Source organism: Vibrio sinaloensis (assembly GCF_023195835.1).
GTDB classification, from domain to species: Bacteria; Pseudomonadota; Gammaproteobacteria; order Enterobacterales; family Vibrionaceae; genus Vibrio; species Vibrio sinaloensis_C.
Genome location: NZ_CP096199.1, coordinates 1,160,630 through 1,178,879, shown reverse-complemented (window position 1 = coordinate 1,178,879; position 18,250 = coordinate 1,160,630). Strand labels below are relative to the sequence as shown.

At 47.8% G+C, this 18,250-nt stretch carries 15 protein-coding genes; 10 read left to right on the top strand and 5 right to left on the bottom strand.

Annotation, left to right across the window (positions count from 1 at the left end; translation table 11 throughout):
• The first annotated feature begins 93 nt into the window (after window positions 1-93).
• The 10 genes from MTO69_RS05500 to MTO69_RS05455 all read left to right on the top strand — a co-directional run bounded on the left by MTO69_RS05500 (window position 94) and on the right by MTO69_RS05455 (window position 12,284).
• Window positions 94-1,656 carry an anthranilate synthase component 1 gene (locus MTO69_RS05500; protein WP_248331862.1) on the top strand — a complete coding sequence of 521 codons (1,563 nt, stop codon included), beginning with the start codon at window positions 94-96 and terminating at the stop codon, window positions 1,654-1,656.
• Window positions 1,657-1,663: 7 nt separating this feature from the next.
• Entirely contained in the window at window positions 1,664-2,254 is a 591-nt protein-coding gene (locus tag MTO69_RS05495; RefSeq protein WP_248331860.1) for an aminodeoxychorismate/anthranilate synthase component II, read from the top strand.
• 11 nt (window positions 2,255-2,265) lie between these two features.
• On the top strand, window positions 2,266-3,264 hold the full coding sequence (trpD, locus tag MTO69_RS05490) for an anthranilate phosphoribosyltransferase (RefSeq protein ID WP_248331858.1): 999 nt from the start codon (window positions 2,266-2,268) through the stop codon (window positions 3,262-3,264).
• Window positions 3,265-3,289: 25 nt separating this feature from the next.
• Entirely contained in the window at window positions 3,290-4,717 is a 1,428-nt protein-coding gene (gene trpCF / locus MTO69_RS05485; RefSeq protein ID WP_248331856.1) for a bifunctional indole-3-glycerol-phosphate synthase TrpC/phosphoribosylanthranilate isomerase TrpF, read from the top strand.
• A gap of 56 nt (window positions 4,718-4,773) precedes the next feature.
• Window positions 4,774-5,964, top strand: coding sequence for a tryptophan synthase subunit beta (gene trpB, locus MTO69_RS05480; RefSeq protein WP_248331854.1), 1,191 nt, complete (start codon window positions 4,774-4,776; stop codon window positions 5,962-5,964).
• Entirely contained in the window at window positions 5,964-6,770 is an 807-nt protein-coding gene (gene trpA, locus MTO69_RS05475) for a tryptophan synthase subunit alpha (protein WP_248331852.1), read from the top strand. The genes trpB and trpA overlap by 1 nt, the downstream gene beginning before the upstream one ends.
• Window positions 6,771-7,108: 338 nt before the next feature.
• Window positions 7,109-8,368 carry a dicarboxylate/amino acid:cation symporter gene (locus tag MTO69_RS05470; RefSeq protein ID WP_248331850.1) on the top strand — a complete coding sequence of 420 codons (1,260 nt, stop codon included), beginning with the start codon at window positions 7,109-7,111 and terminating at the stop codon, window positions 8,366-8,368.
• Window positions 8,369-8,674: 306 nt separating this feature from the next.
• Complete coding sequence (locus MTO69_RS05465) at window positions 8,675-9,574, top strand: LysR family transcriptional regulator (protein ID WP_248331848.1); 900 nt, start codon at window positions 8,675-8,677, stop codon at window positions 9,572-9,574.
• A gap of 97 nt (window positions 9,575-9,671) precedes the next feature.
• Window positions 9,672-11,048 (top strand): DUF1254 domain-containing protein, encoded by a 1,377-nt coding sequence (locus MTO69_RS05460; RefSeq protein ID WP_248331846.1) that lies wholly within the window; start codon window positions 9,672-9,674, stop codon window positions 11,046-11,048.
• Between the two features lie 72 nt (window positions 11,049-11,120).
• Window positions 11,121-12,284, top strand: a complete 1,164-nt coding sequence (locus MTO69_RS05455) for an OmpP1/FadL family transporter (RefSeq protein ID WP_248331844.1) — start codon at window positions 11,121-11,123, stop codon at window positions 12,282-12,284.
• A 104-nt stretch (window positions 12,285-12,388) separates the two neighbouring features.
• Here the strand turns inward: MTO69_RS05455 and MTO69_RS05450 are convergent, their stop codons facing one another.
• The 5 genes from MTO69_RS05450 to MTO69_RS05430 all read right to left on the bottom strand — a co-directional run bounded on the left by MTO69_RS05450 (window position 12,389) and on the right by MTO69_RS05430 (window position 18,227).
• Window positions 12,389-13,420, bottom strand: a complete 1,032-nt coding sequence (locus MTO69_RS05450; protein ID WP_248331842.1) for an HlyD family secretion protein — start codon at window positions 13,418-13,420, stop codon at window positions 12,389-12,391.
• Entirely contained in the window at window positions 13,420-13,728 is a 309-nt protein-coding gene (locus MTO69_RS05445) for an Mg2+ and Co2+ transporter (protein WP_248331840.1), read from the bottom strand. Before MTO69_RS05445 ends, MTO69_RS05450 begins: the two co-directional genes overlap by 1 nt.
• A gap of 61 nt (window positions 13,729-13,789) precedes the next feature.
• Window positions 13,790-14,569, bottom strand: a complete 780-nt coding sequence (locus tag MTO69_RS05440) for a hypothetical protein (RefSeq protein ID WP_248331838.1) — start codon at window positions 14,567-14,569, stop codon at window positions 13,790-13,792.
• Between the two features lie 57 nt (window positions 14,570-14,626).
• Entirely contained in the window at window positions 14,627-16,048 is a 1,422-nt protein-coding gene (locus tag MTO69_RS05435) for a DUF1254 domain-containing protein (RefSeq protein WP_248331836.1), read from the bottom strand.
• A 385-nt stretch (window positions 16,049-16,433) separates the two neighbouring features.
• Window positions 16,434-18,227: an ABC transporter ATP-binding protein/permease gene (locus MTO69_RS05430; RefSeq protein ID WP_432715652.1), complete on the bottom strand. Its 1,794-nt coding sequence runs from the start codon at window positions 18,225-18,227 to the stop codon at window positions 16,434-16,436.
• Between the last annotated feature and the right edge of the window lie 23 nt (window positions 18,228-18,250).

Sequence of the window (18,250 nt, the reverse complement as noted above, 5' to 3'; positions counted from 1 at the left end):
GGTCATTTTTGACCAAAACCTGATTGGGAGAATCAACGCTTTGTGCGAGTATGGGGTTACAAGGAAGCACAACGATATTTAGAAGGAGGTCTTGTGAACAAGGCCATTAAAATCAAAACACTAGGCAAGATTGAGTTGCTTAGAACAGACGCTCCCTACGCGCAGGATCCAACCCAGTTATTTCACACCTTATGTGAAAACAAAACGGACAGCTTGTTGCTTGAGTCAGCGGAAATCGATTCAAAGCAAGACTTAAAAAGTTTGCTGATTGTCGACTCTGCGGTGCGCATCGTTTGTCAAAGGCACCAAGTCACAATGACAGCGCTGACGGATAATGGTCGCAAGCTACTTAGCCACATCAGCACCAACATTGACGCATCCGTGGAGCACAGTTTTGATTGCAACGCATTAGAGCTACGCTTCAACCCTCCTTGCGATAGCCTAGACGAAGATTCTCGACTACGCGAAGCCTCAACATTCGATGCGCTGCGCCTGATTCAACATAGCTTTGATCTGAGCAATCTGCACAAGCATGCACTGTTCATCGGCGGTCTGTTTGCTTATGACTTAGTCGCCAACTTTGAACCGCTTGGCGATGCAAAGATAAGCAATCAATGCCCCGACTACGTCTTTTATGTGGCGGAAACCCTGCTTGTTGTGGACCATCAAACCCAATCATGTGAACTGCAAGCCACTTTATTTGGCGACAACGCGCAAAAAGCACATTTGCAGACTCGAATCGAGGATATTCGCCGCCAGTGTGCCAAACTCAAAGCGTTGCCCAATGCGCACTCAGCAGCCGATCTTAAGGTCACGCCGAGCGTCTCAGATCAAGACTTCTGCCAGATTGTTCGCGACTTAAAGCAATACGTGGTTAAAGGCGACGTGTTCCAAGTAGTGCCCTCTCGTCGCTTTACCTTAGCTTGCCCTTCTCCGCTTGCTGCCTACAAAGAGCTCAAGCGCAGCAACCCAAGCCCTTATATGTTTTACATGCAAGACGAGCTGTTCACCCTATTTGGGGCATCACCAGAAAGTGCATTGAAATACGAAACCCAAACCAACCAAGTGGAGATCTATCCGATTGCCGGTACCCGCCGCCGTGGCAAACGCGCCAACGGAGAGATAGATTTCGACTTAGACAGTCGTATTGAACTTGAGCTGCGCAGTGATAAAAAAGAGAACGCCGAGCACATGATGCTGGTCGATCTAGCGCGAAACGATGTCGCACGTATCTCGCAAGCAGGCACTCGTCATGTCGCGGACCTGCTCAAAGTTGACCGCTACAGCCATGTGATGCATTTGGTCTCACGCGTGGTCGGGCAATTGCGTCCAGATTTAGACGCACTACATGCCTATCAAGCCTGTATGAATATGGGGACTTTGACTGGCGCTCCAAAAATCCGTGCGATGCAGCTGATTCGTGATGTCGAAGGTGCTCGCCGCGGCAGCTATGGCGGCGCTGTCGGTTACTTGACCGGTGAAGGCACACTCGATACCTGTATCGTTATTCGCTCTGCGTATGTAGAAAACGGCATTGCCCAAGTTCAAGCTGGCGCCGGGGTGGTATTTGACTCAGATCCTCAAGCAGAAGCCGATGAGACCCGCGGAAAAGCGCAGGCTGTCATCTCTGCGATTCAAACCGCGCACAAGGAGTAACGCAGAGATGGCCAACATTATCTTTATCGACAATTTTGATTCGTTTACCTACAACCTGGTTGACCAATTTCGCTCTTTGGGCCATCAGGTCACGATTTATCGCAACAGCATTGCCGCAGAGAAAATCGAATCCGAGGTCAACCAACTAGACAACCCAGTTGTTTTGTTATCACCTGGCCCAGGCGCACCGTCTGAAGCAGGCTCAATGCCAGAGATCATCGCTCGCCTGCGCGGTAAAGTACCTATGATTGGTATTTGCCTCGGCCACCAAGCCATTGTTGAAGCCTATGGCGGTACAGTCGCTGGCGCTGGCGATATCGTTCACGGCAAAGTATCGATGATGGCGCATCAAAACCATCCAACCTATGCCAACTTACCGTCACCATTAGCGATCGCTCGCTATCACTCATTGGTCGCAACCCAAGTCCCACCAGCGCTTAGTGTCACCGCTGAAGTTGATGGACTGGTGATGTCCGTGGTGCAAGAGCAAGATCGCGTATGCGGTTTTCAGTTTCACCCAGAATCAATTATGACCACCTATGGCGCTACCCTACTCGCAAATGCGATCGATTGGGCGCTTGAAACCCCACCACAATAAGGAGTCGTGTCATGGAACAGATCATCAATAAACTTTACAACCAAGCGTCATTGACTCAGCAAGAGAGTCAGCAACTGTTTGACACCATTATTCGTGGTGAATTAGACCCAATCTTGATGGCGTCGGCACTGACCGCCCTTAAGATCAAAGGGGAAACACCACAAGAAATCGCAGGCGCAGCCAAAGCATTGCTAGCCAATGCCAAGCCGTTTCCTCGTCCAGACTATGACTTTGCTGACATTGTCGGCACCGGTGGCGACGGCCACGATACCATCAACATTTCCACAACGGCCGCCTTCGTCGCTGCCGCTTGTGGACTCAAAGTCGCCAAACACGGCAACCGCAGCGTTTCGAGCAAATCGGGCAGTTCGGATCTGCTTGACTCTTTTGGCATTAACCTCGCGATGAGCGCTGAAGATACCCGCTCGGCGGTCGACAAGCTCGGTGTGGCTTTCCTGTTTGCTCCCCAGTATCACCTCGGAGTGAAACATGCGATGCCAGTGCGTCAAACCATGAAAACACGCACCATTTTTAACATTTTAGGGCCGCTGATTAACCCAGCGAAGCCGAATATTGAACTGATGGGCGTTTACAGCGAAGAATTGGTTCGCCCTATTGCCGAAACCATGTTACAGATGGGAATGAAACGCGCAGCCGTGGTCCACGGTAGTGGACTCGATGAAGTGGCGATTCACGGTGAAACCACGGTTGCGGAGATCAAAGATGGTCAAATTCACGAGTACACGCTTACTCCCGACGATTTTGGCGTTGCCACGCATCCGCTCGAAGCGATTAAGGGCGGCTCTCCAGAAGAGAATAAAGCCATCATTACCAACATTCTGACCGGTAAGGGTACCGACGCACAATTAGGCGCGGTCGCGGTCAACGTTGCACTGCTGATGCGCCTGTTTGGTCATGAGGATCTCAAAGCGAATACCCAGCAAGCCATAGAGGCAATGAACTCAGGCAAAGCGTATCAATTGGTCCAACAGTTAGCCGCTCATGCCTAACGCACAGAAACACAAGGTAGTAAACATGACTCAGTTAAAAGAGAAATTGTCCGAACATATCTCTGTAAAAGAAGCCGAGATGGCCGAGGTTCTGGCGAAAATCGTGCGCGACAAGTATCAATGGGTTGAACAGCGCAAGCAGAGCCAGCCGCTGGAATCATTCCAGGCCTCGCTGGCTGCGGCGGAGCGCAGCTTCTATCAAGCGCTGCAACAGAGCAACACGGTTTTTATCACTGAATGCAAAAAAGCCTCGCCTTCTAAAGGTCTGATTCGTGATGACTTTGACTTAGACTACATCGCCTCAGTCTACAACCAGCACGCTGACGCGATTTCGGTTCTCACCGATGAAAAGTACTTCCAAGGCAGCTTCGATTTTCTGCCCCAAGTTAAGAAGCAAACTCGACAACCTATTTTGTGCAAAGATTTTATGGTTGATACCTATCAGGTCTATCTCGCTCGTCACTACGGCGCAGATGCGATCTTATTGATGTTATCCGTGCTGGACGATGCTCAATATCGAGAGCTTGCGCAGGTTGCTCACTCTTTAGAAATGGGCGTATTGACTGAGGTCAGCAATGAGCAAGAGCTTGACCGAGCGGTGACTCTGGGCGCCAAAGTCATCGGGATCAATAATCGAAACTTGCGCGACCTGTCGACTGACCTCAATCGCACCAAAGCATTAGCACCATTACTACGCGAGCGCGCTCCCGACGCGGTGATCATTTCTGAATCAGGAATTTACACCCACCAGCAAGTGCGCGATTTGGCACAGTTTGCTGATGGCTTCCTCATTGGCAGCTCGTTAATGGCTGAAGACAATCTTGAACTAGCGGTACGCAAAGTCACGCTAGGTGAGAATAAAGTGTGCGGGCTCACCCACCCTGACGATGCCGCCAAGGCCTATCAATCGGGTGCCGTCTTTGGCGGGCTGATTTTTGTTACCCAGTCGCCACGTTATGTGGAACGCGAGACGGCGAGGCTCACTATGAGCGGCGCACCACTTAAGTACGTCGGTGTATTTCAAAATCAATCGGTTGAAACCATTATTGAGACGGTTGAAGAGCTTGGTTTATCTGCGGTGCAACTGCACGGCGCGGAAGACCAAGCCTACGTTGAGGAGCTTCGGGCAAAACTCACGGCAACAGTTGAAATTTGGAAAGCCTATGGGGTTAGCGACCAAGCCCCGACACTACTGACTCAACACATTGACCGTCACTTGCTCGATACCAAAGTCGGCGCGCAAGTGGGTGGAACAGGATTGGTGTTTGATTGGTCTTTGATTGGCGATCCAGCCAAAGTGATGCTGGCCGGTGGTATTACGCCATTTAACGCGCAAAAAGCCGCGCAGCAAGGCTGTCTAGGGCTCGACCTCAACTCCGGAGTCGAGAGCTCTCCTGGCAGAAAAGACGCTGACAAACTAAAGCAAGCGTTCAACGCGATTCGCGACTACTAAACCATTTTCGTCGGTGCGACGTTACCGGACCGACTCAAATTAAAGGGAATCTACTCATGGCAAAACTAGACGCCTACTTTGGCGAATACGGCGGGCAATACGTACCGCAGATCCTCGTCCCTGCGCTCGAACAGTTAGAGCAAGCGTTTATCGATGCGCAGCAAGACCCAGAGTTTCGCAGCGAATTTATGTCGCTACTGCAAGAATATGCTGGCCGTCCAACGGCCCTGACACTCACGCGTAATCTAACCAAGGGCACCAAGACTAAGTTGTACCTTAAGCGCGAAGACTTACTTCACGGCGGCGCGCACAAAACTAACCAAGTACTTGGTCAGGCCCTACTGGCCAAACGTATGGGCAAAGAGGAAATCATTGCCGAAACCGGCGCTGGGCAACACGGCGTCGCAACCGCTCTAGCCTGTGCACTGCTGGGATTAAAATGTCGCGTCTACATGGGTGCCAAAGACGTCGAACGCCAAAGCCCGAACGTGTTCCGCATGAAGCTAATGGGTGCCGAGGTGATTCCAGTTCACTCAGGCTCTGCAACACTCAAAGATGCCTGTAATGAAGCGCTTCGTGACTGGTCTGGAAGCTACGAAGACGCGCACTACCTACTCGGAACTGCGGCAGGCCCTCATCCATTCCCAACTATTGTGCGCGAATTCCAACGTATGATTGGTGAAGAAACCAAAAATCAGATCCTTGCCCGCGAAGGCCGTTTGCCAGATGCGGTTATTGCTTGTGTCGGTGGCGGCTCTAACGCAATTGGTATGTTTGCTGACTTTATTGAAGAAGAGAGCGTACGTCTGATTGGCGTTGAGCCCGCCGGCAAAGGTATCGATACCGATCAACATGGCGCCCCGCTAAAACACGGTAAAACCGGTATTTTCTTTGGTATGAAAGCGCCGCTTATGCAAGATGCCTATGGTCAAGTTGAAGAGTCTTACTCTGTATCGGCGGGATTAGACTTCCCATCGGTTGGGCCACAACATGCTCATTTGAACGCGATTGGCCGCGCAGAGTACGACAACGTGACTGATGATGAAGCTTTGGATGCATTCCAAGAGCTGGCGAGAAGTGAAGGTATCATCCCTGCGCTCGAGTCTTCTCACGCGCTTGCCCACGCACTACGTATGGCACGTGAAAATCCAGAAAAAGAACAATTATTGGTGGTCAACCTGTCAGGTCGTGGGGACAAAGACATCTTCACCGTGCATGCCATCTTAGAAGAAAAAGGAGTGATCTAATGAGTCGTTATCAGAAGATGTTTGCCCACCTTAATCAGGCTAACCAAGGCGCATTTGTCCCCTTTGTGACGGTATGTGACCCGAACCCAGAGCTTTCCTATCAAATCATGGAAACCTTAGTGGAAGCGGGCGCCGATGCGTTGGAACTCGGCATTCCGTTTTCCGACCCTTTGGCCGATGGCCCAACCATTCAGGGGGCCAACATTCGTGCCTTAGACTCAGGCGCGACACCTGACATCTGCTTCGAGCAAATCGCCAAAATTCGCAGCAAATACCCACAGCTGCCGATCGGGCTACTTATGTACGCCAACCTTGTGTATTCACGTGGGGTAGAAGCCTTCTATCAACGCTGCGCGGAAGCGGGAATCGACTCTGTGCTTATTGCCGATGTTCCGACCAATGAAAGTGCCGAGTTCGTTGCGGCTGCCGAGAAGTATGCGATAGAGCCCATTTTTATCGCGCCGCCAACCGCGAGCGACGAGACATTGAAGCAAGTAGCGCAACTTGGCAAAGGCTACACCTATTTACTGTCGCGTTCCGGAGTTACAGGCGCTGAGACTAAAGCCAACATGCCTGTCGGTGATATGCTCGACAAACTGTCTCAGTTTGATGCACCTCCCGCGCTACTTGGCTTTGGTATCTCTCAACCAGAGCAAGTGAAACAGGCTTTGGCATCAGGTGCTGCTGGCGCGATTTCGGGCTCTGCTGTGGTTAAAATCATTGAACAGAACCTAGACAACCCAACACAAATGTTAAATCAACTGGAAAATTTTGTATCTTCGATGAAGGCGGCCACTCACAAGTAAGTTTTTGGCCATCTGCACTTCTATGAGATCAGCTTCTTATTCAACTAAAGAAGCTGATCTTTTTTTTAACATCCGATCGAAAAGCTCACCTCATCGCTAGCACGAAAATAGTTAATTAGACAGCGCTAATTCATTACCTAGCTCAATGGCAAACGTTTGCTAATGGACAAAAAATTAGCACTCGTCAATAAAAGCGCGATTAATAACCCCATTCCTACCGGCTGTATATTGCCAATTGTAAAAATTACGTGTACAAAGCTAGACAGAATTATCATCCATTGCAGATCTTTTTGATGGTTTGTAATTCTAGGAATTTAAATTTAGTTAGCACAGAGGTTATGGAAGTGTTAAAAGAAAAGAATTTACTAAGCAACATTGGCGTTCAAGTCGTCATTGCGATGATCGTCGGTACTGCCGTTGGTGCCATGATGGGCAACGAAGCCACTATGTTCGCTCCACTGGGTGCCATCTTTATTAACCTGATCAAAATGCTGGTGATCCCTTTGGTCGCAGTCGCACTGATCTCCGGTGCTGCGGGCTTAGGCAATAGCCAATCAGCAGGTAAGGTTGGTCTAACAACGCTTGGCTATTTCGGCCTAACCTCTGCCCTTGCGGTTGCACTTGCGCTGTTTATGGGTGAAGTATTTAAACCAGGCATGGGCATCGACGTCTCAGGCGTTGAAGGCATGTTCTCTGCAGAATACGCTTCAAAAGGTGAACTTCCAACTTTCTGGGCAACCATCACTGGTATGATCCCAACCAACGTTTTCCAATCACTGAATGAAGCTAACATCCTACAAATCCTAGTGTTCTGTATGTTCTTCGGTATTGCGATTTCAAAGCAAGCCAAAGAGCGTCGCGAGCCTATCATGAATGGGGTGAACTGCATTGTTGATGCCATGGTTTGGATGATCAACAAGGTTATGATTATTGCGCCAATCGGTGTATTTGGCCTGATGGCAGAAGCAGTCGGCACCTTCGGTTTTGGTGCACTCATGGTGGTGTTCAAACTGTTTGTTGTTTACGTTGCTGCGATCCTTATCTTCGGCTTCGTTGTTTACCCGCTGATGGTTCACGTTTTCACTAAGACCTCTGCGAAGAAGTTCCTAACCGCAATGAAAAAGCCTCAGGCGGTTGCTCTTTCAACCGCGTCATCGATGGCGACTCTACCTGTCACTATGGATACCGTTGAACACGATTTGGGCGTTAAAAACTCAACCGCATCGTTTGTTCTACCTCTGGGCGCAACCATCAACATGTCTGGTAACGCGATCTACTACGGTTTGGTCGCTATCTTCTTTGCCCAGCTATTCAACATCGACCTAGGCATGGGCGCTTACATCGCCATCATCGTTACCTCAACACTGGGTGCGGTAGGTCAAGCCGGTGTTCCTGGCCCGTCTTTCCTAGTAGTTGCAGTACTGCTGGCAGCGGGTATTCCAATCGAAGGTCTACCACTTCTGTTCGCTCTTGACCGTATCTTCGATATGATTCGTACCGCGCTAAACATCACAGGTGACGCCGCATGTGCCGTGATTGTTGATGCTCTGGTTGAAGAAGAAGAGCAACAAGCAGAAATGCAAAAGCAGAACGCTTAAACATACGCTTGAAGCCAAAGAAGCCACTCGATTGAGTGGCTTCTTTGTATTTGGCTCTACGGCGATTGGGCAAACCTAAGTGTCCTAAAGCATATTTGGACATAAATGAGTTAGAGGAACAGCGTTATCGCTTTAATAAAGTATATATCACTAACCTTTAGCATTTAAAATTCCAATACGGAAATTTTTGGGGGTGACATTAACAACGTATATCACGTTATTTACGTTTCTATTGATGGTATAACTCAGTCCCACAGCCAAAAATGATAGATTAACCACTTATACCCAGAGGGACTAAGCTACGATATGACCAAAGATCTCAACCTACTACGTCTACTATTAGTACTTAGCGAAGAACAGCAAACTATTACAGCAGCCAAACGTTTACACGTAAGTCAGCCTTCCATTAGTGTGATGCTCAAGAAACTGCGAGAGCAGTTCAATGACCCACTATTCATCCGCAATAAAAATAAGCTCGAACCCACGTCTAGATGTCTCGATATCTTAGGGACGTTGCCGGCATTATTGGATCAGATGGATGCGCTGTATGTTGATGATAGTACGTGGGATATAACGACACTTAGTGGTGAGTACACCTTTATTTTTTCACCTCAACTAATGACGACTCTTGGTGTACCAGTTATTGAAAAATTAACCTCCTTGGCTCCCAATGTGACAGTAGATTGTTACCAGTGGGGCTTTGACGCATTGCGAGATATTGAACTGAGAACCAACTGTTGGGGTTTCTCTTACTTGCCGATGGAAAGCAACAAAAACATCATGCAAAGAGATATTGGTGTCGATGAGTTTATGGTAATCGTGAGACCTGATCACCCTATACAAGGCGAGTCTTTAAAAGATTTGCTGAGGTACCCACTTTGTATCAACTTAATTCATGGTGAAACTGAGTCTTCTCGAAGTGAAAAAATGATCAAAAAGCTGGGTTTGATGAAGCACATTAATGTGCGCACTAGCGATCTCAGCATGATGATGTCATTGGTTGAGACAACGGATTACGTCGGTATCGTTTCCAAATACAACATGGAAAGATTAAAAGGTCGATTCAGATTTATTTCATTACCGCCAGAGCTTACCGATGAAGCACGTTATCGTGAAGTGGCTCAGTTTACCCACCAAAGAAATCGCGCCAACCCATTAACCAAATGGCTTTTCGACCAGTGCAAAGACATATTTGATGATTATTAAAATTTTTAATAATTGATATAAAAACGCTTCGATTCTTTGGCACGCCAAAGGGCTTTATCCTTGTCTGCATATCTTAACAATGTACGAAGGGTTAGCCATGAAAAAATCGTTACTCACACTATCGTTATTATCTTCTATCTGTTTGCCTACGCAGGCAGAAACCCGCATCTCACCTGAAGAAGAACTCGCCTATAACTTAGGCCTGCAAGCCTTTATATATGGTGCAGGCCCGTTGACTGTGGCAGCAGTGAGAGAAACTTCGACCTCCGTTTCTGTGCCAATGGACAATGCAATGGCTCCACTCAATGAGATGGGGAAAACCCGCCAGTTGTCTGGCCCGCAAGATCGCATTGTCCCTACCGTCAACAACGACACTATGTACTCACAAGCTCATTATGACTTGGACGTAGCGGGTCCAATGGTGATTGAAATTCCACCTACAGTAAACCGCTACTACATTGTTCAACTGTTAGATGCATACTCAGACTCTATCACCGACCTTTATGAAGGCAATACTGGCAGTGAAGGCAGCAAAGTTTTATTGGTGAAGGCAGATTGGCAGGGTGAGATTCCACCAGAGATTGACCACGTTGTACGATCTCGAACGCCAATGGTCTGGTTGATTCATCGAACTGGCGTATTCGGTCCTAAGGATCAAGATGCTGCACTCGACGTTCACGACCGTTTCATCAGTTATCCAATCGACGAACTAGGAAAAGCTCATGGGCCGATGAAACTCACTAAGGCCAAAGGTCGAATTCCTCCGATGACCACTCCTGAAGGTTTGGCTTGGTATGCAATGATTGACCGAGAGTTGCGTAAAAATCCATTGCCAGAAGCGCAATCCATGGTGGAGCAGTTTAAGTATATCGGTATCGGTGGTGAAGCCCCTTTTGATGCCGATGCTCTATCAGAAGACCAAAAACGCGGTTTGATTAGAGCTCTTGAGTCCGCTAAATCCATTATTCACTATGCAGGTCGCAGTGTTGGGACGACAAATAACGGCTGGTCAATGATGTTTGAGGGGGGACTTTACGGCAACGATTACCTCAGTCGTGCAAGCATTAACTTACGTGCCGCGGGTCTCAACGTTCCTGAGCGTGCTCTTTACCCGAATCGCTATACCGATAGCGACGGTGTGCAATTAAGTGGCGAGAACAAATACAAGATGACGATGCCTGCCGATGCTCCAGCCAACGCTTTTTGGTCTCTAACCATGTATGACGCTGAAAACTTGTTTATGGTCGACAATGAGATTGATCGTTACTCGATCTCAACGAATCGTAAAGAAGAACTGAAGTATGCGGCAAATGGAACTTTGCCAATTTGCATCCAATTCGAGAAACCTTCAGACGACACGTGTAACTGGCTTCCTGCACCAAAAGATGACTTTTATTTACACATTCGTCTGTATGAACCAACGCAAGCGGTACTCGATAACGAATACGCCATGCCGCAAGTCTATAAATTGTAATCAGTCATTGCTAGCACGCGCCTCCTACTAAATGGAGGCGTTTTTCTTAGTTTCTATAATACCGGAGTGCAAATGTCACTTATCCAACCCAAATTGAGCGCTTTGACCTTAGCGATATTCAGTTGTCACAGCTATGCTGCTGCGACTTTAGTTTCAGAAATGAGTCAGTTGAATGTAGGCACCGCAGGCGCGGGGTCAGCTGTATTGGCGGAAGACGCGTCAGTGGCCTATTCAAACCCTGCTGCGATGGCGTATTTGGATCAAACGCATATAGCGGTCAATATGGCAACAATGGCGCTTAGTATTGAATATCAAGATGAGCGGGATTCTCGTCTGAGCAGTGCCAATGCCGGCGGGGTTCAGCCTTATGGTTCACTTTATGCTGTATCTCCAATTAATGACCATTACCATGTTGGAGTGTCGCTAGTTGCCACTGGCGGTAGTGGTTTGGACTACGGCACTGATTATGCGGGAAAGCTCGGATTGAATGACCTTCAACTTAGCGTCATGCAGTTTAACCCCTCCTTGAGTTATAAATTGAATGAGCGGTTAACCCTTGGAGCGGGTTTTCAAATTGATCGAGCAACATTTGAGCAACGATTCCTCTCTGAACGAGCCACTTTAGAGTCAACATCTTACGCCTTCGGGTACAATTTCGGTGCGACTTATTTGCATTCAGAGCATCATAGATTTGGCGTAACTTACCGTTCAAAGATGGAACACGATCTAGAGGGGGAGCTTACCCTGTTTAACCGGCAACTGGATACTCGCGTGGATTTGGTTAATGCGGCAAAGTTAGAAGTCTCAGGTTATCATCAACTTAACCACCCCATAGCATTCGTTTGGAGTATTGGTAAAGAGTTTTGGAGTGCGAATGATGTGACGGCCATTTACGTCAAGGATATGGATGTCACTAAGAAACGAGGTTTTGACGACGTGTGGTTTGCCTCGATTGGAAGCAAAATAGCGGTCAATGATAAATTCACGATGGATGTGGGATTTGGGTATGTTGAGTCTCCGTTAGATCAAGCCTCTCTTCAATCACCAGATTTGCCGGTCGACAAGCAAATTAAATACAGCCTTGGAGGTCGCTATCAATGGAACAGGTCAACGAATTTGAGCCTCTACTATAGCTACGCAGATTATGGTTCCCCAGAGATTCAAAACGGGGCAATGCAAGGTCGTTACAATAACAGCAATCACTTTTTAGGCATCACCCTCGATTATAAATACTAAGTGCTTCTCTTCACTTTCTTAACGATGGCCACTTCATGATGCAGTGGCTTTTGAGTGAGCACAAAAAAAGGTCCATAATGGACCTTTTCTTTAGGCAATAATGTTTAGAGCGCTGACAAAAATGACTTCGCAGACGTCAAACGTAATGTTGCCCCGCCAATGATGTCGATGAAACCAAGCAAGGGATGTGGTTTTTTCGCACTGATCCAAGCGGAGCCCGTGGCACCAATCGGAACCATAGCCATGGTATCAGTATCCATCTCCAAGATAACGGTTCGTCCAACCGGAGCCGCTCCTCGCTGTATGTGGTTAGAGACGGCTTGCTCTCTTGGTAGAAGATTCCCTTGTGCTTCACCTGTTGCTTTGACCACGCTGTGTACGCGACTACGAAAGATCTGTCCTGGAAAAGCATCGACATAAAACTCACTAAATTGACCCGGCTCGATATTGCCAAATGCTTGGTCAGGAATCCTCATCTCAACGAATTTTTTGTTGGTATCCCATAGATGTAAAGAGCCAACTCGAGTGCCGTTCGCAACATATATATGAGTCACCATACCATCAAAAGGAGCCTGCACCGTTAAACGGGAGAGGTCAAACTCAAGACTGCCGCGTTTCGCTACTAATCCATCGTACTTTGCTTGAAGCACTTTCATTTCCGCATTGAGGACTTCAACCATATCTTGTGCATTTTCTAAATCCTTAATGCTGACATGATTTCCCATAGACTGGTTTCTATTTAAATCCCGTTTGGCCTGCGACAGTTGGACCTGCTTTGCTTCAATGGTACGAGTGATTTCGTTGAGTCCCGATTCTACTTCGATAATAGCAGCAGATATTTTGTCGTCTTTGAGGCTATAAAGCACTTCCCCTTTTTTCACTTCTTGGTTGTGTTGGACATAAATTTTGTCCATATGCTGACCAAAAGCAGGAGATAAAACCGCATGAGGAGCCTTAACGGTAGTCGAGTTTGTTAAGTCTACGGGGGAGTAAAATCTATGGCCCAAAAATAGTGCTAACGCGAGCAATATGCCAATTGTAGTGGTGATAAAGTAGTTTCTAGGTGTTGGTTTCAACACTTTGAATTTGAACAGTAACCATACAACAAGAAGATAGGGCAACATTATTTCTTTCATTAGCGAGTACCTCTTATCCAGTTTTGAACCTTGTCCCAATCAGTCACGATGGCAATGACGGCAAGGATCCAGAGCGGTTTGTACACTAATCCGAGCAAACAGAGCCAAAAGACTAGCTTTGCTTGGGCCAAGCCGCGTTCTTTTGCTAAGTGCTTGGGAATAGAATGAACATGCCACAGTTTCGCTAGTACCCAGACGGCGATTCCAACGGTAACAATAATGACAAACCACATAAAAATGACGGACTCTAGGAGTGGGTAGACACTTGGATACGCCTGATACTCGAGGGCAGTTGGATGTATTTTCATGGTCAAGACCTCTAAAATGGTGCGTCCTTGCACGTATGCTTAGGTTGTGTCTGCTCAATGATTAGAGCTGATAGTTGAACTCAATACGGTGGTCACCATCTGAGAAACGGGTGTTTTCAGTCCAATTGGCAAAGTACCGCACGTTGAAGCGAGGAATGATCTGGTAAGAAATCGCAAACTCATGAGTTAGGACACTATCGTTTGCTTCTAAACCGTAATGTTTATAAGTGTCTGAACCAGATAATGTCGCCATATACATTGGGTTATAGTTGAGCCAAACATGGTCGGTCAGCTCCAATTTGGTGTACGTTCCGACGAGAGCAAAGGTGCCCGGCACTGAATAGCCACTGACGGCATGACCGTCATCACCGATCACATTATTACCAAATGCAACCCCAGCCCCAGCGAGAGGAAATAATTGAAGCGGTCCTAATTTAGGTAACGCCTGAATGAAACTGTAAGAGGCGGAGCCAAACTCCTTATTGAGGTCGTAGTTCAAGTCTATCTGAGCACCGCGACCATTTTTCAAGTTGGCAGTAAAGTTTCGAATGCGAAATGAGTCGACACTATCATTTGTCAGTTGAGGATCATCATGCCAACCTAAGGTATCACCGGCGATGCCTTTCACTTCCAAGACATTCATACCCGCCACATTCTCTTTCCCTGTGTCGTACGTTTTGCCTACCTTTAGGTTTAGACCTTTGTTGGTTACGCCCCCACCAACTTGTGTATAGATGGCCAATGGGTCAGACATGTCTTGTACTTCATTGTCTGCGGCGTGCACAGTACTTGCGCCGAATACACAGGCTGTACTGGCAATAAATAATAAACGTTTCTTCATGGAAAACCTTATAGAAAGAACCAGCACAGAGCCTGTGCTGGTATGCTAATGGAATGATTATTTCGCTTTTAGACCAGGAACGGTCCAATCCATGTTGAGGATCTCTTTACCTGGTATGTACAGGCGAGTTAGCACATAGAAGCGACCTTCTGGTGTTGGTAACCAGTTATTTATTTGGGTTTTGTTGTGCGGTTCTTTTGTCGATAAGTGCAATGAGAAAGACCCATCGGCATTTTTGGTTAGGTCAGAAAGGTTGCTTATCGCGTATCGGTCAATAGGGTTATCGACTAGCATCTTGCTTTGCGCGTCATAGACAGTGACCGACCAGAACGCTCCGACTGGAGGCTCTTGCTCAAAAGTCATCACGTAGTCATTCGCCCCAGTCAGCGGGTTGCCTTTGACGTCAATAGCAGCCATTGGATAAATTGCTTCCTTAGGACCTTGACCACCTAGATATGGATGTGCAATCAGCGAACGCATTGCGTTGTCATCACCAAACGCATCTAACGCAAAGGTATAAACCCAACCATCTTTCATCTCTAAGTTGGCTGGATTCGCTTGTTGAGCCATGACAATCTTTTCACCTTCTGCAATCGCATCTATCAGTGCTTTTTTGGTTGAATCAGATAGCTTGCTGGCATCGAATCCATTTTCGGTTAGGCCTATTTTCGAGAACTGACCGAGCATCGCTTTTTGTCTTTCGTCGACAGGGTTGTCTGCTAGGTAAGCACCTAACTCGACGTAAAAGCGTAATGGATCATTTTCTTGTCCTGGACGAGGTGATAATACAGCGGTCACTTTACTAGGCTGACCGCCTATATATTCACTTAGGGGGGTTATCTTATATTGGTCTTGCACGGCATGTGCATTGGCGTAGTCTTGTTCGTCCATGACCTGAGTACGTCCCCAAAGCCATACTTTTGAGGTTGGTGCTTCGATTACGTTGAGTTCACGTGGGATCTCCTGAGTTGCTTTCCAACCTGGAGGCACAATTAAGAATTGCTTGTCTAAACTCCCTGTCTCGCGTGTTCCTACGTACTGAAATAAGTTGTGCCACATATCGAACATATTAATGACGTAGTAGCGATCGGTAACTTCAGGCACTTCAAGAACAATAGGCTCTTGGCTAACATCAAGTATCGCACTTGAGTAGAGTGTATCGCGGCTAGCGGTGGGCATATCGGTATCCGCTGGGGTACTCAAACGTCGTGCATGACCAAACTCATTTAATGGACCTCGATAACTCGTATCGGCCTGAGACTCAGACAAATCGGTATATTGGCGGCTGATTTGCTCCATTCTTACTAGAGTTGAGCCCCAAAGATAGGCACTGAGACCTAAATTGTAAGCCTCATCATGGAGAGCTTGTTGTACAGGAGTGAGGGGAGTGGCTTGGCTATTGGCATAGGTAACTGGAGATGCCAAGGCACACGAAAGTGCAACGGCTAGGCTAAGGGCTTTAATAGGATGTTTTATCATAGTGACCTCCGAATGAATGAGGTCAATATACGCAATTAAGCGTTTAGGGTGTTTTATACCTTCTATTAAAAATTTTAATAATGTGGGGAAAGGAAATAGATCACCATATTGGCTTCAGCAAGTCTCTCCACTACAATTTCAAGACACTGATGGGAATTGAGTTACAAAGATGTGTTCACGTAAAAGTAGACCGTAAACACTCGTTAAATATATGTGATTTACTAGGAGTAATGTACTTGGAACAGAGATTATTTATTTTAACAGCGAGCTCAGTGGTTTAATACAAACTTTGGCAAAAAATGATCTCATGGTGGTTTTCTGCTATCTAAATTCAAACTCGTTTTGGGGCAAAAACGAGTCAATGCATCAGCCAGATTAGCGCTTGTCAATCTTCACTGTTCATCTGCTTAAACTGCAACTCAACCAAACGCTGATAGATCTCGCAGCTTTGGAGAAGGCTATTGTGATCGCCGATATCGACCAACCTGCCCCTATCCAGCACGGCTATTTGGTCGGCGTGCTGGATGGTCGATAGCCGATGAGCAATAATGATGGTCGTTCTTCCCTGCATCAACTCCACCAGCGCTTGCTGGACATGATGCTCACTTTCGCTGTCTAATGCGCTGGTCGCTTCATCGAGCAATAAAATGTCTGGGTCTTTCAATATTGCCCGGGCAATCGCAATACGTTGCCTTTGCCCGCCAGACAATCGTACGCCGCGCTCACCTAAGAAACTGTGGTAGCCTTGTGGCAAATTCTCGATAAACTCATGGGCATGGGCCTTTTTCGCCGCTTCGATCACCTCTTGGTCGCTCGCCTCAGGGCGTCCATAACGAATGTTGTAGAAAACGTCGTGACTGAACAGGGCCGGTTGTTGAGGCACCAACGCCATCTTATTGCGCAATTGTTGCGGATCGAGCTGGCGAATGTCTGTGCCACTCAGGGTGATGGCGCCTTGCTGTGGGTCGTAAAAGCGCTGAAGCAGTTCAAAAATGGTACTCTTCCCTGCTCCCGACGGCCCGACTAAGGCGAGTGTATTGCCCTCTTCTAGCGCGAGACTGAGTTGATCCAGCGCGGGTTGTTGCGGTCTTGATGGGTAGCAAAACGACACAGCTGCAAACTCGAGTCGAGCCGAAAGCTCGCTGGCTTCAGTCGCAGATGGGTTTGAGGTGACGATGTCGCTCTCGACTTGTAACAATTCGATCAAACGCTCTGTCGCGCCGGCCGCGCGCTGTAACTCTCCCATCACCTCTGACAGTGTTGCCAATGACGAGGCAACGATAATCGCGTAAAACACAAACGCACCGAGATCGCCACCAGAAATGGTCCCTGAGATCACATCGCTTCCGCCCACCCATAACATGCCGGAAATCGCACTGAAGACTATAATAATCACCCCAGAAATCAGGATCGCCCGCTGCTTCACTCGCTGCAGGCCAACTTGATACGCTTTTTCCACTTGCTGGGCGAACATAGACTGCTCTTGGTGCTCACGACTGTAGCTCTGAACCGTCTTTACCTGCTCTATCGCTTCTCCAGCATACCTGCCGACGTCGGCCATTGAATCTTGACTCTCGCGAGACAAGGCGCGAACTCGACGACCGTAGTAGAGAATAGGCACCAAGATAAACGGCACACTTGCCAGCACAATTAAGGTCAATTTTACATTGGTGGCGAACAACATGATGGTCGCGCCCAAACACATTAGCGCGCTGCGCATCGCCATCGAAAAGGAAGAGCCTATAATACTTTGCAGCAGTGTGGTATCCGTGGTCAGGCGCGACATGATTTCGCCACTGCCATTGGTCTCAAAGTAACTAGGATGCAGGGTGATGACATGGTTAAACACCGCCTGACGAATGTCAGCGCTGACCCTCTCCCCGACCGAAGAGACCAAATAGAAGCGAAAGTATGTGCCGATGGAGATCAACAAGGTGACCAACAAAATAAACTGAATAGCACTGCCAAGCTGTTGATGTGACTGACTGGCGAAACCTTGGTCTATTAGTAACCTCACCCCATGCCCAACTGACAAAGTTAAGGTCGCGGTCACAATCAACGCAGCCAGTGCCGCGGCCACTCGCCAGCGATAGGGGCGCACAAAACGCATCAACTCGGCAAGGATCGTGAGGCTTTTCTGTTGACCGGGCTTCTCATCGGCCTGAGAACATGGCTCCATTTGCTTTACTTTGGACGTGGTCA